16 protein-coding genes are annotated in these 22,002 nt (G+C 72.1%); 8 read left to right on the top strand and 8 right to left on the bottom strand.

Features of this window, described 5'->3' with window-relative positions; genetic code table 11:
* Positions 1-38: 38 nt before the first annotated feature.
* Positions 39-2,903 carry a transglycosylase domain-containing protein gene (locus ACFY23_RS00830; RefSeq protein ID WP_350819247.1) on the top strand — a complete coding sequence of 955 codons (2,865 nt, stop codon included), beginning with the start codon at positions 39-41 and terminating at the stop codon, positions 2,901-2,903.
* Between the two features lie 119 nt (positions 2,904-3,022).
* Complete coding sequence (locus tag ACFY23_RS00825) at positions 3,023-4,516, top strand: glycosyltransferase 87 family protein (RefSeq protein ID WP_350685562.1); 1,494 nt, start codon at positions 3,023-3,025, stop codon at positions 4,514-4,516.
* A gap of 57 nt (positions 4,517-4,573) precedes the next feature.
* Here the strand turns inward: ACFY23_RS00825 and ACFY23_RS00820 are convergent, their stop codons facing one another.
* Both ACFY23_RS00820 and ACFY23_RS00815 read right to left on the bottom strand, forming a co-directional pair.
* A complete protein-coding gene (locus ACFY23_RS00820) occupies positions 4,574-6,811 on the bottom strand; it encodes a hypothetical protein (RefSeq protein WP_350685563.1) in 2,238 nt (745 codons plus the stop codon).
* Positions 6,808-7,599, bottom strand: coding sequence for a deoxyribonuclease IV (locus ACFY23_RS00815; protein ID WP_350685564.1), 792 nt, complete (start codon positions 7,597-7,599; stop codon positions 6,808-6,810). Before ACFY23_RS00815 ends, ACFY23_RS00820 begins: the two co-directional genes overlap by 4 nt.
* A 635-nt stretch (positions 7,600-8,234) precedes the next feature.
* On the opposite strand from ACFY23_RS00815, the gene rpsF reads away from it, so the two are divergent.
* The 4 genes from rpsF to rplI all read left to right on the top strand — a co-directional run bounded on the left by rpsF (position 8,235) and on the right by rplI (position 9,875).
* A complete protein-coding gene (rpsF, locus tag ACFY23_RS00810) occupies positions 8,235-8,525 on the top strand; it encodes a 30S ribosomal protein S6 (protein WP_076468436.1) in 291 nt (96 codons plus the stop codon).
* 80 nt (positions 8,526-8,605) lie between these two features.
* Positions 8,606-9,133: a single-stranded DNA-binding protein gene (locus ACFY23_RS00805; RefSeq protein WP_176731587.1), complete on the top strand. Its 528-nt coding sequence runs from the start codon at positions 8,606-8,608 to the stop codon at positions 9,131-9,133.
* Positions 9,134-9,174: 41 nt separating this feature from the next.
* A complete protein-coding gene (gene rpsR, locus ACFY23_RS00800) occupies positions 9,175-9,414 on the top strand; it encodes a 30S ribosomal protein S18 (protein WP_007073789.1) in 240 nt (79 codons plus the stop codon).
* 14 nt (positions 9,415-9,428) lie between these two features.
* A complete protein-coding gene (rplI, locus tag ACFY23_RS00795; protein WP_350685565.1) occupies positions 9,429-9,875 on the top strand; it encodes a 50S ribosomal protein L9 in 447 nt (148 codons plus the stop codon).
* 125 nt (positions 9,876-10,000) lie between these two features.
* Here rplI and ACFY23_RS00790 read toward each other — a convergent pair whose 3' ends face one another.
* Positions 10,001-10,261, bottom strand: coding sequence for a hypothetical protein (locus tag ACFY23_RS00790; protein WP_350685566.1), 261 nt, complete (start codon positions 10,259-10,261; stop codon positions 10,001-10,003).
* 463 nt (positions 10,262-10,724) lie between these two features.
* On the opposite strand from ACFY23_RS00790, the gene dnaB reads away from it, so the two are divergent.
* Positions 10,725-12,119, top strand: a complete 1,395-nt coding sequence (gene dnaB / locus ACFY23_RS00785; protein WP_387035911.1) for a replicative DNA helicase — start codon at positions 10,725-10,727, stop codon at positions 12,117-12,119.
* A gap of 15 nt (positions 12,120-12,134) precedes the next feature.
* Here the strand turns inward: dnaB and ACFY23_RS00780 are convergent, their stop codons facing one another.
* The 5 genes from ACFY23_RS00780 to ACFY23_RS00760 form a co-directional block, all read right to left on the bottom strand.
* Positions 12,135-12,815: a maleylpyruvate isomerase N-terminal domain-containing protein gene (locus tag ACFY23_RS00780; protein WP_350819248.1), complete on the bottom strand. Its 681-nt coding sequence runs from the start codon at positions 12,813-12,815 to the stop codon at positions 12,135-12,137.
* Positions 12,816-12,960: 145 nt separating this feature from the next.
* A complete protein-coding gene (locus tag ACFY23_RS00775) occupies positions 12,961-13,386 on the bottom strand; it encodes a zf-TFIIB domain-containing protein (RefSeq protein ID WP_350819249.1) in 426 nt (141 codons plus the stop codon).
* Positions 13,387-13,408: 22 nt separating this feature from the next.
* Positions 13,409-14,044 (bottom strand): phosphoribosyltransferase family protein, encoded by a 636-nt coding sequence (locus ACFY23_RS00770; protein WP_350678316.1) that lies wholly within the window; start codon positions 14,042-14,044, stop codon positions 13,409-13,411.
* 9 nt (positions 14,045-14,053) lie between these two features.
* The gene (locus ACFY23_RS00765; protein WP_350678318.1) at positions 14,054-15,355 is read right to left on the bottom strand and encodes a glycosyltransferase family 87 protein; all 1,302 of its coding nucleotides are present in this window, start codon (positions 15,353-15,355) and stop codon (positions 14,054-14,056) included.
* A gap of 239 nt (positions 15,356-15,594) precedes the next feature.
* Positions 15,595-18,111: a bifunctional diguanylate cyclase/phosphodiesterase gene (locus tag ACFY23_RS00760; RefSeq protein ID WP_350678320.1), complete on the bottom strand. Its 2,517-nt coding sequence runs from the start codon at positions 18,109-18,111 to the stop codon at positions 15,595-15,597.
* A 584-nt stretch (positions 18,112-18,695) separates the two neighbouring features.
* Here ACFY23_RS00760 and ACFY23_RS00755 point away from each other — a divergent pair.
* On the top strand, positions 18,696-21,746 hold the full coding sequence (locus ACFY23_RS00755) for a BTAD domain-containing putative transcriptional regulator (protein WP_350678322.1): 3,051 nt from the start codon (positions 18,696-18,698) through the stop codon (positions 21,744-21,746).
* Positions 21,747-22,002: the final 256 nt, after the last annotated feature.

Below are 22,002 nucleotides of genomic sequence, written 5' to 3'. Positions count from 1 at the left end.
GCGCAGTCGCGCCACACCGCGACGGCAGGGTGTGAGGAATGAACTCGTACGGCGATCCCAGTTCCCCGCGCGGGCGGGCCCAGATTCCGGGCCAGCACGGCGACCCCGGCGGTGACGCCCGCGGGGGCGGCTGGTCGGCTGCACAGGAGGGTACGGCACCGGGCGGTCGCGCCTCGGTCGCGCCCCGGGGCGCCGCCGGTGGGCGGGCCTCGGTTGGCGGCTCCGCATCCGTGCCGCCGCGCGGCGGCACGGCCTCCGGTGCGGCATCGGTGGGTTCCGCCTCCGTCGGCCGGGCCGGCTCCGGCCGCGCCTCGGTCCCGGTCTCCCCGGCACCCGCCGCAGGTCGCGCGGGTCGCGCGTCGGTGCCGGTCTCCCCGGCGGCCGGCGGATCGGCCGGCCGCGCCACGGTGGGCGCCGCGGCCGTCGGTGCCGCCTCGGCCGGGCGGGCCAGCGTCGGGTCGGCGGCCGTCGGCGGCGTCGCCGGCCGGGCGTCGGCGCGGGCGAGCGTCTCGCCGGTCTCGGGCGGCCCGGGTGGGCCTGGCGGGCCGACCGGCCGCGGCGGTCGCGGCGCGGCGGGCGACCCGGCCAAGGCGGCGCGGGCGAAGAAGCGCAAGCGGGTGAACATGCTGATCGCCGCGTTCGCGGTCTTCATCATGCTCGCGGGCCTCGGCGTGGTGGGCTTCACCTACTACTCGACCACCGTCGTGCTCCCCGAGGACACCACGCCGCCGCAGGCGACCACCCTCTACGCGTTCGACAACAAGACGGTCATCGCGAAGGTCGGCACGCAGAACCGGACCCTGGTCACCATCGACCAGATCCCGAAGCACGTGCAGGACGCGGTCGTGGCGATCGAGGACCGGAACTTCTACAAGCACTCCGGTGTGGACTACAAGGGCATCGCCCGCGCCGCGTGGAACAACCTCACCGGCGGCCACCGGCAGGGCGCCTCGACCATCACCCAGCAGTACGCCCGCAACGCGTACGACAGCCTGGAGGGCGACACCTACGGCCGGAAGGTCAAGGAGGCGATCTTCGCCTCCAAGTTGAACGACGAGTACAGCAAGTCCGAGATCATGCAGCACTACCTGAACATCATCTATCTCGGGCGGGGCGCGCACGGCATCGAGGCGGCGGCGCAGACCTACTTCGGCAAGCCGGCGAAGGACCTGAACGTCGCCGAAGGGGCGGTCCTCGCCGCGCTGATCAAGCAGCCCGAGGCCGGCGCGGGCCACAAGGGCTACGACCCGGCAATCAACCCCACCGAGGCCCAGTCCCGCTGGAACCAGGTGATCCAGGCCATGATCGAAGAGGGCATGCTGAACACCCCGGGCAAGCCTGCGGCGCCGACCAAGTACCCGACGGTGAAGAAGCCGACCCAGGGCGGCGCCGGCCTCGACTACGGCGTCAACACCCCGTACGGCAACGTGATCAACTACGTCAAGCAGGAGATGCGGGACCAGGGGCTCTGCGTCGACGACGAGACCCAGGTCACCGACGAGAAGAAGCTCTGCTCGCAGGCGCTGATGTCCGGCGGCTACCGGATCCGCACCACCCTCGACACGAAGATCCAGAAGGCGGCGGTCGAGACGGCGCAGCGCAAGTCCAAGGGCTCCGAGCTCGCCGGCCAGCGAAGCAACCTGATGGCGGCGCTGGTGGCGGTCCACCCGGACAACGGCCGGGTGCTCGCCTACTACGGCGGCGACAACGGCACCGGCACCGACTACGCCGGCAAGAACACCGACGTCAACGGCAACGTCACCGGCGGTCACCCGCCGGGCTCCAGCTTCAAGATCTACACCCTGGCGGCGGCACTCAGGGAGGGCAAAGCCCTGGATTCGTACTGGAAGGGCAAGGCGTTCAAGCCGACGGGCACGTTCAAGGTCAGCAACGCCGGCGACGACATCCCGGACTGCAAAGACTCCTGCACCCTCAAGGAATCCACGCTGAAGTCGCTGAACGTGCCCTTCTACCACGTGACCGAGGAGATCGGGCCGGACAAGGTCATCAAGGCGGCCGTCGACGCCGGCGTCACCACCATGTGGCGGACGGACACCGACCCGCAGAAGGGGTACGACCTGGTCGGGACCGACCTGAAGAAGGTCGCGCCGGACCCGTTCTTCCACGTGGTCGGCTACGGCCAGTACCCGATCACCGTCCTCGACCACGCCAACGGCGTCGCCACCTTCGCCAACGAGGGCGTCTACAACAAGGCCCACTTCCTCTACTCGGTGGAGCAGCGGGACCCGGAGACCGGCAAGTGGAAGAAGGTCGGCGGGGAGAAACTCACCCCGAAGCAGAGTATCGAGAAGGATGTCGTCGCCGACGTGACCTCGGTGCTGGAGCAGTACCCGGCGCGGGTCAACCACCGGCTGGAGGGCGACCGCAAGGCCGCGTCCAAGACCGGCACCTGGGAGCTCAAGGGGGGCAGCGCGGACAACGGCGACGCCTGGATGATCGGCTACACGCCACAGATCGCCACCGCGGTCTGGGTCGGCAACAAGGACAAGCGGCTGGCGATCAAGCTGAAGGACGGCACACCCATCAGCGGCTCCAACCTCCCGGGTGACATCTGGGAGCGGTTCATGGAAGAGGCGCACAAGACCTCGGACGCCTATCGGGAGAAGAAGGACTTCCCGCCTGCCGCGAACATCGGCAACCCGGACTCCGGCAACGGTGAGGTGCCCCCGCCGCCCACGCCGACCCAGCCGCCCTGCGATCCGACCGGCCTGTTCCCCTGCCCGGGCGGCAACAACGGCGGGAACAACGGTGGCAACAACGGCGGTGGCAACAACCCGGGCACGCCGACCGAACCCACCGACCCGACCGGTCCACGGCCGGGTGGCGGGGGCGGCGGTGACGGGCTGCTCCCGAGCCTCACACCCCGACCCGACGACTACTAAAGCCAAGAACGCCGCCGGCGGCTGGACGACCTGTCCGGCCGCCGGCGGCGTTTCCGCGTACCGACGTGTCGGGTGCTGAAGGGGACGCGGAGGCCGGTCGTACGGCAGGATGCACCTTCATGAGCACGCAGCCGACGCGAGGCATCGACGACGCCGGTCCCGCCGACCACCCGTCCCGGTCCGACGGCTTCGTCCGGGGCGTCTCCGGCGTCATCGGCGGCCCGCTGGGCGAGCACGCCGCCGCGCTCGACCGGCCCGCCGGGCGGGAGAGCCGGTTCTGGACGGCGGCGAGGATCGTCCTGGCGCTGGTCTGCCTGACCCTGGCGCTGCACTGGGTGCAGAAGTCGCCCTGCCAGGACGGCGCCTGGCAGAACAACGTGCAGTACACCCGGTTCTGCTACACCGACGTGCTGGCGCTCTACTATGCCGAGCGGCTCAACGAGGGCGCGGTCCCCTACCGGGACCACCCCGTCGAGTACCCGGTCCTCACGGGCTACTTCATGGGCGCGCTCGGCCTGCCCGTGCACGCCCTCGGCGAGAACGACCCGGGGCTCAACCAGGGCCAGTGGTTCTACAACCTGAACGCGCTGGTGCTCGGCGCGCTGGCGGTCGCCACGGTGGCGGTGATCCTCGCCCTGCGCCGCCGCCGGCCCTGGGACGCCGCGCTCTTCGCGCTCGCCCCCGCGCTGATGGTCACCGCCACGGTCAACTGGGACCTGCTCGCCATCGGGCTGGCCGCGTTCGGCCTGTTCGCCTGGGCCCGCAGCCGGCCCGTGCTCGCCGGAGTCCTGCTCGGCCTCGCCGGGGCGGCCAAGATGTGGCCGTTGTTCATCCTCGGCCCGATCCTGGTGCTGGCGCTGCGCGCCGGGCGACTCCGCGCCGCCCTCACCGCCCTCGGCGCGGCCCTGGCGTCCCTGATCGCCGTGAACCTGCCGGCCGCCATCCCGTACTGGGAGAACTGGGACCGCTTCTTCGAGCTGAACTCGGAGCGGCCGATCGACTGGGGCACCCTCTGGTACATCGGGCGCTACCTGGACGGAAAGGTCGGCAGTGCCAACCCCGCCGACCTCGGGCCCTTCGAGTGGTTGAACGTCAACATCCCGGTGTTGAACGCCCTGTCGTACGCCCTCTTCGGGCTGGCCTGCCTCGGCGTGGCCGCGCTGGGGCTGCTGGCGCCGCGCCGCCCCCGCCTCGCCCAGCTCGTGTTCCTGGTGGTCGCCGCGTTCCTGATCTTCAGCAAGGTGTGGTCGCAGCAGTTCGTGCTCTGGCTGCTGCCGCTGGTGGTGCTCGCCCGCCCCAAATGGGGCGCCTTCCTGGCCTGGCAGGTGGCCGAGGTCTGCTACTTCGCGGCCTTCTACGGGGAACTGCTCGGCGCGTCGACCGGCAAGCCGGTCTTCCCGGAGGGGGTCTTCGTGCTGGCGGCCACGCTGCGCCTGACCACCGTGGTGGTGCTGTGCGTGCTGGTCGTGCGGGAGATCCTGCGGCCGGAACTCGACCCGGTGCGGGCCACCTACGCCGACGACCCGGACGGCGGCGTCCTCGACGGCGCGCCGGACGCCCCCTGGCGTCGCCAACCCACCGCCCCCGCCGAGGCGGCACCCCTCCCGGCGTGACCCCCGGTCCGCCGGCCGCCCCGAGGTGACGAACCCGGGCGGCCGGCGGCACGCGGGTCAGAGCCGGTAGACCACGACCTGGCCGATCTCCTCGCGGGTGATGCCGAGGCCGTCGACGGGTGCGTCGACCGTGACCTCCCACGGCGTGCCGGCGATCTGGTCGCGCATCAGCAGCACGTTGCGGACGCCGAGGACGCGCAGGTAGTCGACGCTGGTCTGATCCGGGAAGGAGAGCGTCACCCGGCGCACCTCGTCGAGCTGGTGCGGGGTGAAGCCGCTGCCGCCGTTGACCACGTCCTGGAACCTGGTCGTGGACCAGAGCATCACCGGCTGGTCGAGGTTCTGGCTGCTCGGCAGCACCAGCAGCGGGCCGGCCACGGTCCGCATCGCGGCGGGCTGCTGCGGCACGACCGGGTGCGGCGTGACGTTCAGGCCCTCGGCGATCACCAGCACCAGCGGCAGCAGGGTGGCCAGCCGCAGCCAGGGGCTCGGCCAGGAGGGGATCCGCTCGGCGGAGATCTCCCGCACCCGGGTGGCGAACGCGCTGACCGCGCCCGCTGCGAGCAGCCCGAGCAGCAGCGTGGTCCAGAGCATCAGCCGGCCGGGGGTGCGCAGGCCGCTCCACCCGGGCAGGTGCTCGAAGAGCGGCACGTAGGTGAACGTGCCGTCGAAGAACCGGGTGCCCATGGCGAGCACCATGGTCACCACCACCCCGGCGAGCAGCAGCAGCCGGTGGCGCAGCTTCCACACGGAGAAGAAGAGCCCGCCAGCGGCGAGGGCGTAGAGCACGAACCCGGGCAGCAGGGTCATCTCCGGGTGCCAGGGCAGCGCCGCCCGCGCGCCCTCGTGCAGCGCGCCCCAGACCCGCGACTCCGCGGGCGCGGTGAAGAAGCCGCTCGCCGGCGGGGAGAAGATGGCGATGTCGGCGACCGTCCGCTCCGCCTGCGGGTGCTGCTCCTTCACCGTGAAGTACGGGATGGCCAGCAGCGCGCCGACACCGGCGAAGAGCAGCCCGCCGACCAGGTCCGCGACCAGCAGCCGCCGCCCGAACGGACGCTTCACCGGCCGGATCACCCAGCGCCGCAGGAACCAGGTGACGGCCGCCACCAGCACGGTCCCGCCGAGGAAGTACGCGAACGGCAGCCCGATGCCGAAGCCCAGGCTGAGCTGCCAGGCCGCCACCAGCCAGCCGGTGTAGACCCAGCCGTCGTGCCGGCGCTCCGGGCGGTAGCCGTGGCGGAGCGAGTAGCCGTGCCCCCGCGCCAGCATGGCCAGCGCCAGCGGGATGCCGCCGTTGGAGATCACGTGCAGGTGCCCGGCCTGCGCGAGCAGCCAGGGCGCGTAGGCGAAGCCGGCCCCGGCCACGGCCCCGCCGATCCGGCCCGCGCCGAGCTGGCGCGCCAGCGCGTACGCCCCGAGGGTGGCGAGCGCGTGGGCCAGCACGAACATGATGTTGTAGCGCAGCACGGCGGCCTCGGGTCCCGTGCCGATCATGCCCGCCGGGGCGTAGCCGAGCAGCGTGTCGGAGAAGGCGAAGCTCCAGTTCTCCGGGAAGAAGGTGTTCGACTGCCACAGCTGCGCCGGGTTGGTCAGCAGGATGTGCCCGGACCAGGCCATCTGCCACGCCTGCAGGCTCGGATCCCAGTAGTCCTGCGGGAGGGTGTGCAACGGGTAGCGCAGGGTGGGCCAGGTCATCAGGACGGCCAGCGCCAGCGAGCCGAGCGTCGCGAGCGTCCACTCGTGGATCAGCAGGCGGCCGACCGGGCGGGCGGCACGCCGTACCCAGCTCGGCCGGGGTTCCGGGGCGGACGCGAAGGCGGCCCACCGGTCCGGCTTCCCCGCCTCCTTGCCGCCCTCTTCGGCCTTGCCGCTCTCCGTCCCGCCGCCGGCCTTGTCCGTGTCGGTCTTGCCTGTGTCGGTCTTGCCTGTGTCGGTCTTGTCCCCGTTGGCCTTGCCTGTGTCGGCCTTGGCGGCACGGTCCTTGCCGGTGTCGGCCTTGGCGGCACCGTCCTTGCGGCCCTTGTCGTCGGTGTCCTTGGCCCTGCCGTCCCCGGAGGTGCTGGCGTCACCGACGGCCTTGGCCTTGTCGCCGTCGGCCTTGACGTCGCCGGTGGTTCCGGCGGCGTCACCGGGCTTGGTCCTGGCATCTCCGCTGTTCGTGGCGTCTCCGTTGTTCGTGGCGTCGGCGGAGGTGGTCGGGCCCTGGGGTGGGCTGGCCGGCGCGTCGTCGCCGGAAGCCGCCGACGGGCCGGCGACGGGGCGGGGGCCGTCGGTGGCGGACTGGTCGGTCGTCATGCGGCGGGGCGCTCCGCGCCGAGCCGGTCGCGCAGGAAGGCGATGTCGGCACCCTGGCCCTCGACGCCGCCCGGGGTCTCGACGATCACCGGCGCGCCGGCCGCGCGGATCACCGCCACCACCAGCTCGGGGTCGATCGTCCCGCCGCCGAGGTTGTCGTGCCGGTCCTGCCCGGAGTTGAACGCCCCCTTGGAGTTGTTGGCGTGCACCAGGTCGATCCGCCCGGTGATCGCCTTGACCCGGTCGACCAGACCGAGCAGCTCCTCACCCCCGGCGTGCGCGTGGCAGGTGTCCAGACAGAAGCCCACCTCGTAGTCGCCCACGGCGTCCCACAGCCGGGCCAGCGCGTCGAGCCGCCGGGCGCACGCGTTGTCGCCACCGGCGGTGTTCTCGATCAGGACCGGCAGGTCGAAGCCGCCGGAGTCCGCCGCGTACGCGAAGGTCTTGCGCCAGTTGTCGAACCCGACGGCGAGGTCGTCTCCGGCGTTGACGTGCCCGCCGTGCACGATCAGCCCCTTCGCGCCGATCGCGGCGGCCGCCTGGGCGTGCCCGAGCAGCAGCTTCCGGCTGGGGATCCGGATCCGGTTGTTCAGGGTCGCGACGTTGATGACGTACGGCGCGTGGACGTAGAGGTCGACCTCCGCCGCCCGCAGCCGGTCCGCGTCCTCCCGTGGCTTCGGGGCTTTCCACCCCTGCGGGTCGGAGAGGAAGAACTGCACGGCCCCGGCCGCTCGGGCCGTCGCCTCCGCCAGCGGGTCGGTCGAATCGACGTGGGCTCCGATACGCATGCACGGGAGCCTACGTCGCCGCGCCGACAGCCGGGGCGACGGCGGCGGGGGGTGGGACGCGTGCGCGCGTCACCTCCCGGCGTCGGCCGTCGTTGATGCGAGTGGGATCCACGGTTGGTGCTCCCGGGCGAGGCGGCCGCAGGTCGTCCGCCGGGTGGCCGAGCCGCCCGGGAAGCGGGGGCACCCCCGTCGCGCGGCCCGGCGCGACGGGGGTCGGCCCCGGAGCCGGTACCCGGGCCGGTCGAAAAATTTCGGAGAAATCCGCCATTTACGCCAACAAGGGTCGAGAGCCGATGTAACGTCAGGTAACAACACGATAAAGCTCCGCGGGGCGTCCCCGGTCCAACCTCATCGGTGTGGTCGTTCCTCCCCAGGTCCCACCCAAGGAATGCGGACGGGACGCCCCGCGGCCTCGTGCACGGGGGCTCGCATCGACACCGACGTCGAGGCGGGCCCCCGTCGCGCTGTCCGTGGGTGCCCGGACCGACCACCCCGGGCATGATCGTCCGGACCGGGTATCCTGGTCCGGTTGTCCGCGTCCGGCCGGGTCCCCCCGGGACCGGCGTGGGCCACGACGCACGACCTCCTGCCACGGAAGGACCGTGGCCGCTTAGCCCACAGGAGGTGAGCACGTCTTGCGTCATTACGAGATCATGGTGATCCTCGACCCCAGCCTCGAGGAGCGCACCGTCGCCCCGTCGCTCGACACGTACCTGAACGTGATCCGGACCGCGGGTGGCTCGGTGGAGAAGACCGACGTGTGGGGCCGCCGGCGCCTCGCGTACGAGATCAACAAGAAGGCCGAGGGCATCTACGCCGTCATCGACCTGCAGGCGACGCCTGCGGCGGTGGCCGAGCTGGACCGTCAGCTGCGGCTCAACGAGTCCGTGCTGCGCACCAAGGTCATCCGGCCGGAGATGCGCTAAGCATTCAAACCCGGTTCACCCGGACCAGCCTCACCGGCGCTGTCGGAGGGCTCTGAGAGCCTGTACGGCAGAACTGATGAGTGCGCGAGGAGATGGTCATGGCAGGAGACACCACCATCACGGTCATCGGCAACCTGACCGATGACCCCGAGTTGCGGTTCACCCCCTCCGGGGCTGCGGTCGCCAAGTTCCGGGTCGCCTCGACGCCCCGGTTCATGGACAAGGCGTCCGGCGAGTGGAAGGACGGCGAGCCGTTGTTCCTCTCGTGCACCGTCTGGCGGCAGGCCGCCGAGCACGTCGCGGAGTCGCTTCAGCGCGGCGCCCGTGTGATCGTGTCCGGCCGGCTGCGTCAGCGGTCCTACGAGACCCGTGAGGGCGAGAAGCGCACCGTCATCGAGCTCGAGGTCGACGAGATCGGCCCGTCGCTGCGCTACGCCACGGCGAAGGTGCAGAAGATGTCCCGCTCCGGCGGCGGTGGCGGCGGCTTCGGTGGCGGTGGTGGCCAGGGCGGCGGAGGCAACTTCGACGACCCCTGGGCCTCGGCCGCTCCGGCACCCTCGCGCGGCGGTTCGGGTGGCGGAAACTTCGACGAGGAGCCCCCGTTCTAATGGCGCCGAGCGCCCGCGATCGCAAACCAGGAGCACGAGCAATGGCCAAGGCCGCTGCACTTCGCAAGCCGAAGAAGAAGGTGAACCCGCTCGACAAGGACGGGATCACCTACATCGATTACAAGGACACCGCGCTGCTGCGCAAGTTCATCTCCGACCGCGGCAAGATCCGCGCTCGGCGGGTGACCGGCGTGACCTCGCAGCAGCAGCGGCAGATCGCCCGTGCGGTCAAGAACGCCCGCGAGATGGCGCTCCTGCCGTACACCGCCACGGCCCGCTGAGAGGAGGCACCGATATGAAGATCATCCTGACTCAGGAGGTGTCCGGCCTCGGTGCCCCGGGCGACATCGTCGAGGTCAAGAACGGCTACGGCCGTAACTACCTGCTGCCGCAGGGCTTCGCGATCGCCTGGACCAAGGGCGCGGAGAAGCAGGTCACGGTCATCAAGCGGGCCCGCTCGGCCCGGGAGATCCGGGACCTCGGCCACGCCAACGAGGTCAAGGGCCAGCTCGAGGGCCTCAAGGTCAACCTGAAGGCCCGTGCCGGTGACGGTGGTCGGCTCTTCGGGTCGGTCACCCCGGCCGAGATCGTCGAGGCCGTCAAGGCCGCCGGCGGCCCGGCCCTCGACCGTCGTCGGCTGGAGCTGCCCGGTCACATCAAGTCGACCGGCTCCTACCCGGTGCGGATCAAGCTGCACCCCGAGGTGACCGCCAAGTTCGACCTCAACGTCGTCCAGGGCTGACGCCTCACCACAGCACCACGACAGGGCCCGCACCGACCGGTGCGGGCCCTGTTCGCGTTCGACATGCCGGCGCGGTCAGGTGGTGACGCCGCGTGAGCCGACCGGTTGCCCGGTGACCGCGCTGATCATGACCGTCGAGAAGCCGCCGCCACCACCACCGCCGCCGCCACCACCGCCGCGGCCAGCGCCACCGTGGCTGAACGCCAGGTGGTGCCGAGCTGGCGCAGCAGCACCACGACCAGACTGCCGGCCAGCGGTGCGTCCCGCTGGTGCCACTGCCCGGTGTCGCTGCTCTGCTCCCAACGGGCGGCGGCGGAGTGGTCCCAGCCGTCCACCTCGCCGGCCGGGCGCCACGCGTGCACGCCCGACGCGTCCCACGGGTCCACCGGCGGAGGGTAGGAGGACCTGGCCGCCCCGCCTTTCTCTCGGTCCCAGGGGTCCGGAACATCACCCTTCTCAACCGATGGCGCAATCCGCCGTCCAGGTGTTGGCCGTTCGCTGGAGCTGGTACGGGACGTTCGACCGGGCAGTTCGACCGAAAACTTCTCCTCCACAGGGTGGGGATTGAATTTCCGCAGCTCAGCGGCTTGTCCGGGGGAATTCCCCAACCGTTGTCCACAGCCTGTGCACACCCTGCGCACATGGTCGTCCACCGGCATCCACAGGTTGTCCCGAGGCTCGTCCACCGCCACTGTTGAGGGGCTGACCTCGGGTTCCGTAAGGTTGGCCCCCGACCGGCCGTGCGATGACCCCCGATCGACCGGCAGGTCGAGGTTGTCGTACCCCGGCGGTAGAGCTGGCCTTGGATCCGACGCAGTGGAGGGGGGACCCGTGTCGGTCACCGACGACATGCGGGCGGACCAGCGTTCCGGCGGCGGTCAGGCGTCCCCGCCGCCGCAGCAGCGCGACGCTCAGTTCGACAAGACCCCACCCCAGGACGTCGCTGCCGAGCAGTGCGTCCTCGGCGGCATGCTGCTCTCCAAGGACGCCATCGCGGACGTCGTCGAGATCCTCAAGACCAACGACTTCTACCGGCCGGTGCACGCCACCATCTTCGACACCATCCTGGAGATCTACGGCCGGGGCGAGCCGGCCGACCCGATCACCGTGGCGGCGGCGCTGACCGACTCCGGCGACCTCGCCCGGATCGGCGGAGCCCCCTACCTGCACACGCTGATCGCCAGCGTGCCGACCGCCGCGAACGCCGCCTACTACGCGCGGATCGTCAGCGAGCGGGCGGTCCTGCGGCGCCTGGTCGAGGCCGGCACCAAGATCGTGCAACTGGGCTACGGCACGGGTCAGGGCGGCAGCCGCGACGTCGACGACATCGTCGACCTCGCCCAGCAGGCGGTCTACGACGTCACCGAGCGCCGCGTCAGCGAGGACTTCGCGGTGCTCGCCGACATGCTCCAGCCGACGCTCGACGAGATCGAGGCGGTGGGCGCCCAGGGCGGCGTGATGACCGGCGTTCCCACCGGCTTCACCGACCTCGACCGGCTGCTCAACGGCCTGCACGCCGGGCAGCTCATCATCGTGGCCGGTCGGCCCGGTTTGGGTAAGTCGACCGCAAGCATGGACTTCGCCCGCAACGCCGCTATCCGCGCCAACCAGGCGTCGGCGATCTTCTCGCTGGAAATGAGCAAGGTCGAGATCGTCATGCGGCTGCTCTCGGCCGAGGCGCGGGTGCCGCTGCACGTGCTGCGCAGCGGTCAGCTCTCCGACGACGACTGGACCAAGCTCGCCCGCTGCATGGGCGAGATCAGCGAGGCGCCGCTCTTCGTCGACGACACGCCGAGCATGAACCTGATGGAGATCCGGGCCAAGGCGCGGCGGCTCAAGCAGCGGCACGACCTGAAGCTGATCGTCGTCGACTACCTCCAGCTGATGACCTCGCCGAAGCGCACCGAGAGCCGGCAGCAGGAGGTCGCGGACCTGTCCCGTGGCCTGAAGCTGCTGGCCAAGGAGGTCGAGTGCCCGGTGATCGCGGTGAGTCAGCTGAACCGTGGCCCGGAGCAGCGCACCGACAAGCGGCCGCAGTTGTCCGACCTGCGTGAATCCGGCTCGATCGAGCAGGATGCCGACGTCGTCATCCTGCTGCACCGCGACGACTACTACGACAAGGAGTCGCCGCGGGCCGGGGAGGCGGACTTCATTGTTGCCAAGCACAGGAATGGCCCGACCGACACCGTGACGGTGGCGGCCCAGCTCCACCTGTCGCGCTTCGTCGACATGGCCATCGTCTGAGGACGGCTGCGCGGGTCAGCCCAGCAGCGGGAACCAGCCGGCGACCTCGCCGAGTTCGAGCTGGTCGCGGTCGGTGAGCGGCACCCGGCCGGTTGCTTTGAGCAGGTATTCGGCGTCGCTCCATCCGGCCGGTCGGACGGCGTCGTCGCTGAGCAGGCCGTCCATCGTGGCCACGGCGACCCGCGTGGCGAGCACCCCGGGCAGGGGCGCGTCGGGCAGGTCGAGGACCAGGTCCAGGTGGTGCACGACGGCCTCGGTGGTCAGGGTGGCGAGCAGGTCCGGCACCCGCAGCACGTGCCCCTGGGTGGTGACGCAGCCGTCGGGGTCGGCCGCGGCCGCGGCGCGTACGGCGGCGGGGGCGGTGTCGGTCCAGAGCCGGACGACCCCGCTCGGACGGTCGAAGGCGGCGGCGGAGCGGCGTACCCACCAGGCATGTCGGGCAGCGTCTTCGTCCCCGCCGGCCGGGAACGCGCGCCAGTAGCTCACGTCGTCCACGTCGGGCGGACCCTCGGCGGGGCTGGCCAGCGCGACCAGCGCCCGCTGGGCGTCGCAGAGCACGTGGAACAGCAGGTCCGCGACGAGCCAGCCCCGGCACCGGGTGGGTCGTTGCAGGTCGGCGTCGTCGAGGTCGGCCACGACCCGGATGATCCCGTCGTACGCCTGCGCCAGCGCGAAGTGCTGCCCCTGGTGCGTCATGGGGTGCAGCGTCCCACGCCCGTCGCCGGCCGGCACGGCGAGCGGTGGCGCGGCGAGCGGTGGCGCGGCGAGCGGCGGCACGGAGTGCGGGCGTGGCCACGGGTGACCGGGCCGGTCGAGGCACCGGCCCGGTCGACGGAGTGGCTCAGCCGAACATCTCGTCCAGGAAGCTCTTGTGCTTCTTGCGCTTGTAGTGCCCGTGGTAGCCGTGGTGCTGCTGGCCGTGCCCGTACGCGGGGGCCGGCGGGTAGCCGTGCGCCGGCGGTGGGGGCGGCGGGACGGCACCGTAGCCCGGCTGGTGCGGGGCGGGGGCGGGCGGCGGGGGCGGCGGGGGCGGGTAACCGCCCTGCTGGTGGCCGGGCTGGCCAGGGTAGCCGCCCTGCTGGTGGGCGGGCTGCGGCGGGGTCGGCGCGCCCTGCTGGCGGTTCCAGTTGGCCTCCGCCTCGAACAGCTTCTCCAGCTCGCCGCGGTCGAGGAAGATTCCCCGGCACTCGCCGCACTGGTCGATGACGACGCCGCTGCGCTCGTACTGACGCATTTCTCCGTGACACTTGGGACAGGTCAGGCTCATTCTCCGACCGTACCCGGTCCGGTCACGCGGTTGCTGTCAGCGCTTCCGTCACTTCCGAGTCGGCGACCTCGTGGAAGTCCTCGTAGTAGGCGCTCACCGCCATGAACTCCGGCGGGTGCTGCGCGCAGATGACCTGGTCGGCCTCGGCGGCCAGCATCTCGTACGCCTCCTGCGAACCGACCGGGACGGCGACCACGACCCGGCGGGCGCCGAGGTGGCGGGCGACCTGGACGGCGGCGCGGGCGGTGGCCCCGGTGGCCAGGCCGTCGTCGACGATCACGGCGGTGCGCCCGGACAGGTCGAGCGGCGGCCGGCCGGCGCGGTAGAGCTGCTCCCGCCGTTCCAGCTCGGCCTGCTCGCGGCGGCGCACCTCGGCGATGTCGTCCGCGCCGAGCCGGCCGGCGACGGCGTCGTTGAGCACCTGCACGCCGCCGGGGCCGAGCGCGCCGAAGGCCACCTCGGGCGCCCACGGCATGCCGAGCTTCCGGACGACCAGCACGTCCAGTTGCGCGCCGAGGCGCTCGGCGACCACCCGGGCCACCGGCACGCCGCCGCGCACCAGCCCGAGCACGATGACGTCCGGTTCGCCGATCAGGGCGGTGAGCCGGTCGGCGAGCGTCCGGCCCGCCTCTTCGCGGTCGCGGTAGGTGGTGGTCATGTCTCAGGTCTACGCCGTGTCGCCTCCCTTCGCCCGCCAGTTCGGCGAACCCGGGTGCCGTAGCGCGGCGGCCCAGACCAGGAGTGCGAGCGGGTAGAGCAGGTAGCCGAAGCGGGTCGACGGCATCAGCAGGATCGCGGCGAGCAGGCCGTACCCGCAGGTCAGCGCGGCGGCGACGGCGGTGCGGGGCGGACGGCGGGCGAGCCGGACGGCGATCGCCAGCCCGGCCGCGAGCAGCAGGGCGGCGGCGACCGCGCGGCCGGCGGGCAGCGCGGTGGCGATCAGGTGACCGGGGAACGGCGACTGTGCCGGGCTGGTCACGAGGCCGTGGCCGAGCGGGAAGCGGAGCACGTTCTCGACCAGCGCGTCGCGGTCGACGGCCAGGGCGGGGAGCAGCGCGGCGACGGGCAGGCCGATCGCGCCCGCCGCGACCCGCAGGCCGGCCCGCCGGGTCATCCCCCAGATGATCAGCACGAGGGCGACCGGCCAGGCGAAGAGCTTCAACGCCCCGGCCAGGCCGACGGCGATGCCGGCCCGGCCGGGGCGTCCGGCGGCGGCGAGGGCCAGCGCGAGCAGGCAGAGGGCGAGGACGGGCAGGTCGTCGCCGCCGGTGGCGAGGGTGAGCGCGCAGACCGGCAGCACGGTGGCGGCCTGTACGCCCCGCAGCACGGCGGCGCCGGCCGCGGGATGGCCGGCGGGGCGGTCGACGCGTGCCAGGGCGCGGACCGCCAGGGCCAGCGCCAGCGCGGTGCCGACCGCGAACCAGACGCGGGCGTCGGTCCACCAGACGTCGACGGCCGCCCTGGGCAGCCCGAACAGGGCCATCCCCGGCTGGTAGGGGGTGTAGCCGAGCAACTGTTCGCCGGGTGGCAGGGCGGCGATCGCGTCGTGTCCGAGGTACGGCGTGCCGGTGTCGACCAGCCGGCTGCCGGACTCCTCGACGACCAGCACCTCCTCCTGCGCCCGGTCGCCGCGCCCGCCGGCCCGTTCGATGCTCTGCCAGGCCAGCGGCAGCAGTGCGGTGGTGAACCAGGCGAAACCGGTGACCGCCCAGCGGGCCCGCAGGCCGGCCAGCGGCGACCGCGGGTCGCGCCGGCGCAGCACGAGCTGGGCGGTCGCCGCGAGCGCGGCGAGGAGGTATCCGGCGGCGGCGACGCCGCCCCAGGCCCGGTGCGGGACGAGCGTGGACGTGGCGGCGGTGATCGCGGCGAACGCCGCCGACACGGCGTACAGGCCGAGGTCGAGGGCGAGGCCGCCGGCGGCGGAGTCGAGGGCCCGCCAGCCGCGGCGGGTGGTCGGGGCGGCGGTCACGCGCGCCAGTCTGGCAGACCGGGCCCGCGCCGCCGCCACGCGTCGACCCTGGGCTGGCGAGGCCCGTTCGGGGCCGGGGACCGACCCGGGCCGAGGCCGTGCGCGGTCCGGCGGGGCGACCGGACCGGCGGGGACGCGGGTGGTCGGCCGGCTGAGCGGGGCGGCGTGGCGTCGGTGGTCGGCCGGCTGAGCGGGCCGGCGGGGCGTCGGTGGTCGGGCGGGCCGGCGGCGGTTCGCGGTCAGGCGGGCAGGTGGCGGTCGGTGCGGCCCCGCCCGCCCTGCCGGCGACCAGGGGCGAGTCGGATCACCGCGCCGGCGTCGTGCAGCGGCGGCGCGAGAGCGCCCGGGCTGCCTCCGGAGCCCCGCCGGAACGCGGCGAGGAGCGTGCCCGCGGGCATCGGCCGGGCGAAGAGGTGGCCCTGCCCGGCGGTGCAGCCCAGCTCCCAGAGCGCCCGGCGCTGCGGCTCGCTCTCCACCCCCTCGGCGACCACGTCGAGGCCGAGGCTGCGGCCCAGGTCGAGGGTGGAGCGGATGACGGCGGCGGCTTCGGCGGAGCCCTCCATGGCGGTCACGAAGCTGCGGTCGATCTTCAGCTCGTGCACGGGGATGCGGGAGAGGAGGGAGAGGGAAGAGTAGCCGGTGCCGAAGTCGTCCAGCGCCAGCCGCACCCCCTCGTCGCGCAGCCGGCTGAGCACCCGGTCCACCACGTCGAGCTGGCTGAGCGTGAGCGTCTCCGTCAGCTCCAGCACCAGCCGGTCGGGGGGCAGGTCGTGGGCCCGCAGCCGGGCCAGCACCGAGCCGGGGAAGCGGGCGTCGAGCAGGCTGCGCGGCGACACGTTGACCGCGACCGGCACGTCGAAGCCGGCGTCCCGCCAGGCGCGCGCCGCGAGCAGCGCCTCGTCGAGGATCGCCTCGGCGAAGGCGGGCAGCACCCCGGACCGTTCCACCGCCTCCAGGAAGCGCAGCGGGTCGATCACCCCGTGGACGGGGTGGCGCCAGCGGGCCAGGGCCTCCGCGCCGGTGACCAGGCCGGAGCCCAGGTCGACGATGGGCTGGAAGTTGACGGTGAACTCGTGGTCGGCGACGGCGCGGGGCAGCTCCCCGCCGAGGGTCAGCCGGCCGAGGTCGGCGGTGTCCCGGGTCGGGGCGTACGTCGAGGTGCGCTGCCCGGCCCGCTTGGCCTGGTACATCGCCACGTCCGCGCGGCGCAGCAGCTCCGGCATGCCGCCGGTGGCGGGCGCGGCGGCGATTCCGCCGCTCGCCTCGACGCTGATCCGCATGCCGTCCAGGTCGAACGGCTCGTGCAGCGCGGCGAGCAGGGTCTCCGCGCGGTGCGCGGCCACCGCCGGGGCCGGCAGACCCCGCAGGAGTACGGCGAACTCGTCGCCGCCCAGCCGGGCCACCAGGTCGCCCTCCTGGGCGGCGGTGCGCAGCCGCTCGGCGACCTGCACGAGGACCTGGTCCCCGGCGGCGTGCCCGAGGGTGTCGTTGACCTCCTTGAAGTGGTTCAGGTCGATCAGCACCAGCGCGGTCACCCCGTCGGCGTGCCGGGTGTTGAGGTGCTCGGTGCCCTGGTCGAGCAGGTGACGGCGGTTGGCCAGCCCGGTCAGCGCGTCGTGCGTGGCGGCGTACGCGTGCTCGTCGGCGACCCGGGCCAGCTCGGCGTACGCCTGCGCGTTGCGCACGGCGGTGCACAGCGCGGACGCGAAGGTACGCAGCGTGTACTGCTCCCGCTCGGAGAGCTGCACGGGGCCACGGAAGCGCAGGCGCAGCACGCCCACGTCGGCCGTCCGGTCGTGCCCCTCAAGCGCGGCCGGGACCACGGTGCCGTCGACGGAGGTCGGCTCGCCGGCCGGCCCGTCGTACGTGATGGCGCCCGTTCCGCCACGCACGGTCCGGCCGCCGTCGCGCAGCTCGACCTCCACCTCGTCGGCGGAGAACAGCTCGGCGGCCTGGGTGACCGCCGTGGTGAGGACCTTGTCCAGGTCGACCACGTTGAGCGCGTCGGTGGTGCGGGCGAGCCGCTGCCACGCCTGCTGCTCGGCGCGCCCTCGCACCCGGGTCGAGTAGGCGAGGTGGAAACTGAGGACCAGGGGCGGGACGGCGAGCAGCAGCCGAGGATCCGCCTTGAGGATGAGCAGCGTGCAGACCGCGACGACGAACCGTACGCCGAAGCCGGCCAGGCGCAGATCCAGGTTGTTGAGGAACTGGCGACCGACCCGGCTGCCCGACGCCAGTGCGATCACCGGAATCGCCAGCAGGTCGTCCAGCAGGGCCGCCACGAGATAGATCGCGCCGAGTGACGTGATGAGCTCGGCCACGTCCGTCGGCGGCCACCGCCATTCCAGCGCCAGCGCGACCGCGCCAGCCCCGGCGGCGACCAGGATGTTCTTGCCGACGCCGAATGCGGTCTTGATGGCCGGGAGGCCCATGATGACGGACGCGATGCCGACGCCTGCCCCGGTCGAGAGCACGACCCACGCCGGCGGGGCGACGGCGAGCCCGATCACGATGGCCGTTTCGATCCACGTGATGGCGTGGGTCGTCGACCGGATGCGTATCGGGGCCTTCACGATCGTCCCGAGGGCCGTCATGCAGGTCAGGGCGACGATCGTTGCCACATCGCCGATGGAGTGGGGCGGACCGTCGACCAGCGAGACGAGGGCGAGGAGGGTGGGTGCGACCGCCAGCGCGACCACCAGGCCGACGAGCGAGAGTAGTTGCCGATCTGTCCTGCTCGCGTTTCCTGGCGTCATCCCGGCCATGAGGCTCCTGTCGTCGCCGACAGTTACATGCTGACGACGGGAGCCTACCGCTCTGTGTCATCAAAAGTCAGTGCCAGTCGCTGCCGCGCATGACGCGCTCCTTCCGCTCCGTCCCGGCTTGCGGCCGTGTCCCCGGGGGGATCAGCCGTCGTGACGGGAGCGTAGGAGAAATGGCGAATGGTTAGCAGCAATAAATGTCGGTATGCGCAACATTAGCCAAGCCTGGGGCCTCTTGTGACGGTCTGTCCATCATTCCTGAGCGGAGCGCGTAGGGTCGGTGTGTGAGTAGCTGTGTTGAGCCGTAGCTCGTGACGGCGGCCGGGAAAGGAGTATCTCCCGGCCAGTGTGGAACTGCGACATCGTCGATGTCATCCGCGCTTCGGTTGGACCGCAACTGTCAATGGCCTCGTCGACCACGCGTTGCGACCGCGTCACTCTCGTGTGCTGTGAAGAGCTGAATCGCTGACTATGCTGAGCACTTGTCTGCCCGGCTCTGGGTGATCATTTCAATACGGGCTGGTTCAGAAATAGGTCACGGGGGACTGGTGGAAATACATGTCCTGGGTGGTCTCACGGTGTGGCAATCCACCGGTGCGCTGCGCCTGGGCACGCCCAAACAGCGCACGGTTCTCGCCATGCTGGCCGTGCAGCCTGGACGGCTCGTCACCACAGACGAACTGGTCGACGAGTTGTGGGCGGACGACCCGCCCCGCTCGGCCGTGCCGAACGTGCGAACGTACGCGGCCACGCTCCGCCGGATCCTCGGCGTGACGGAAGAGGGCGGGCCGTTCGTCGACCGGTCGGGCGGCGGATACCGGCTCGACCTCGCGCCGGACCGGGTCGACGTCATCCGTTTCGGCACCGAGTACGACGAAGCCCGGAATCTTGTGACGGCGGGGAATCTCGACGCCGCAGAGGCCCGGCTGTGCCGGGCCGTGGCCAGGTGGCGGGGGCCGATGCTCGGCGGCCTTCCGCTCGGGCCCGTGCTCACCGCTCGGGTCGCGGCCGCCGAGGAGGAGCGGCTCCTCGCCGGGGAACTCCTCGCCGAGGTGCGCATCGCGGCAGGTCGGCCGGAGCAGGCGATCCCGTTGTTGCGTGAGCACATCGCCGTCAACCCCCTGCGTGAGTCTGCCCATCTCCTTCTCATGCGGGCGCTGCGCCGGCACGGCGACCTCGCCGGTGCGATCGCCGCCTACCAGGCCGCGGCGGACACGTTGCGGCAGGAACTCGGCGTCGGGCCCGGCCCAGGGCTCCAACGTCTCTACCAGGCGATGCGGCACAACGCGCCGGCCGATGAGTCGCAGGTGATCGGGGTGCCCGGAGCCCGACCCACCTCCGTCGGACAGCCGGCGGCCCGACCCGCAACGTCGCCGGGGGAACAACGTGGTGCGCGCGACTGGTTGCCGCGCTCCGTCGCCGACTTCGTCGGGCGGCGGGAGGTGGTCGCCCGGCTGATCGAGGAGACCCGTCGCCTGCGAGCACACACCTCCCCGGTGCACGTGATCGACGGGATGGCCGGCAGTGGGAAGACGACGCTGGCGGTTCATGTCGCACGGCGGTTGGCCGGGGACCACCCGGACGCGCAACTCTTCGTGGACCTCTGCGGGCATGGCGACCGAAGTCCGGTGGACCCGGCGTCGGCCCTCGTCACGCTCCTCCGTCAGCTCGGTGTCCCCGACGGACGCATGCCTGCCGATGCCGACCAACGGGCGGAACTCTGGCGTCGCGAGCTGGCCGCCCGCCGAGCCGTCGTCGTGCTCGACAACGCAGCGGACAGTCGGCAGGTCACCCCGCTGCTGCCCACGGCCGGCGGATCGGTCGTGCTCGTCACGTCCCGTCGGCGGCTCACCGGTCTGGACGTGGGCCCACCCGCGTCGTTGTCGGTGATGTCGCTCCAGGAGGGGCTGGCCCTGCTGTCCGTCAGCGCGGGCACCCAGCGGGTCGCGGAGGAGCCAGAGGCGGCTGCGGAGGTGGTCCGGCGGTGCGGCTATCTGCCGTTGGCGATCAGGCTCGCCGGGTCACGGCTCGCCCATCGCCCGGCCCGCCGGCTGGCTGACCTGGCCCGCCGACTCGCCGACGACGTGCCGGCGTTGGGGCATCTCGCGGTGGGCGACCGTACCGTCGCGGCGGCCTTCGCCGCCTCGTACGAGCCGTTGGGCAGGGAGGCGAAGCGGGTCTTCCGGCTGCTCGGCATCCACGCGGGCCACCACAGCGTCGACATGGTGGCGGCCCTGAGCGGCCTTCCTCCCGGCACGGCCGGTCGGCTGCTCGACGAGTTGGTGGACTGCCACCTGGTCGAGGAGAGCGACGGGGCCCGGTACCGGCTGCACGACCTGGTGCGGCTGTATGCGAGGCAGCAGTCCCTCGCGTCGGACGGGTCCGAGCTTCGGAGCGCGGCGACGGCACGCCTACTCGACTTCGGGCTGCATGCCACGCTGCGGGCGGCCGACGAGTTGCACGCGGCGGTCGACGTCCGCACCGAGATCGATGTCGGAGAGCCGGCGCGGCCAGATCTCGTGGATGCGATGGAGGATCGCGGCGTCGCATGGCTGGAGGAGGAGCGGGAAAACCTGGTCTCGCTGGTGGGGCTGGCCGCGGAACACGGACACCACTCGTACACCTGGAAGCTGGCACGGGTCCTGTGGCGCTTCTGCTACATCCGCCGGTACTTCGACGACATCTTGAGCACGCACACGCTCGGACTGACGGCCGCCGAGTTGCTGGGCGACAGACGCGCGGTGATGTTCATGAGCAACTACCTGGCTTCGGCGCTGGCGAAGACGGGGTCGTACCGGCAGGCGATCATCCACCTCGACAGGGCGGTGGCGTTGTGCAGGGAGACCGGTGACAGGGTTCAACTAGTCAAGTTCCGGGGCAATCTCAGCGTCGTTCACTGGTTCGCCGGGAACTTCAGAGAATCCGCAGAACTTTGCCTGGAGGACATCCGGGAGAGTCGGTTTCAAGAGGGTTCCATTTCCATGGGGCTGCCGAACCTGGGCATAGCACTCACCTCATTGGGGCTGTACGAAGAAGCAATGCGGGTGCACCGTCAGCACCTGTTCCAGGGGCGGGTCGCGGGCGATCACTTCCATGTCGCCAACGCGCTGAGTCACCTCGCGTCCGTCCGGGTGCGAATAGGTCAGTGGTCACAGGCCACGCGTCTGCTGAGATCGTCACTCGTGCTGTACGCCCGCACCGGTCACCGTTATGGCGAGGTCGAGGCGCGAAACGTCCTCGGCATCGCCTACCGGGGGTTGGGTTTGTTCGATGAGGCGCGGCTGCAGCACACACTGGCGCTCGAACTGGCGGCCGACTCGGGCGAGCGGCACGCGGAGTGTGGCGCGCTGAACGACCTGGGTCTCACCCTCGCCCGTGCCGGCGAGAGGGCGGAAGCCGCCGAGGCACATCAGCGGGCGCTGGCGCTCGCGACCCGGATCGCCCAACCGTACGAGCAGGCGCGGGCACTCGCCGGGCTCGCGGAGCACCATGCCGACAACGACCTCGCCGAGGCGCGCCGGCACTGGGAACGGGCGCTGGCCATTTTCCGACGGATGGACGTGCCGGAGCGGTTCGAGGTGGAATGCCGCCTCGCGGAAACCGGGGCGCGACCCGCCGGACGTGGTTGAGCCGCAGCGACGGCTTATCGATTTCTTATCGCCAATCCCGCTAGCGTCCGGCTCGTCGGCGAACGGGGAGGTTCTGGTACGGGGCAGAACCTCCGTCGCCGAGGCGCTCGCCGTCGGGTTCCCCCCAGCAACCGTGACGGCGGGTAGGGAGGAGCAGCGCGCGGGCCACGTCGATGAGCCGGCCGCACCACGGCGCGACGTCGTGCCGGCGCTGCTCCTCCCGAGCAGCGGACGCCGGCGCAAGGTCGGGCGGCCG

It is taken from the genome of Micromonospora sp. NPDC000121 (assembly GCF_042899165.1).
In the GTDB taxonomy this organism is placed as follows: Bacteria; Actinomycetota; Actinomycetes; order Mycobacteriales; family Micromonosporaceae; genus Micromonospora.
This window is presented reverse-complemented; position numbering and strand designations above follow the sequence as displayed.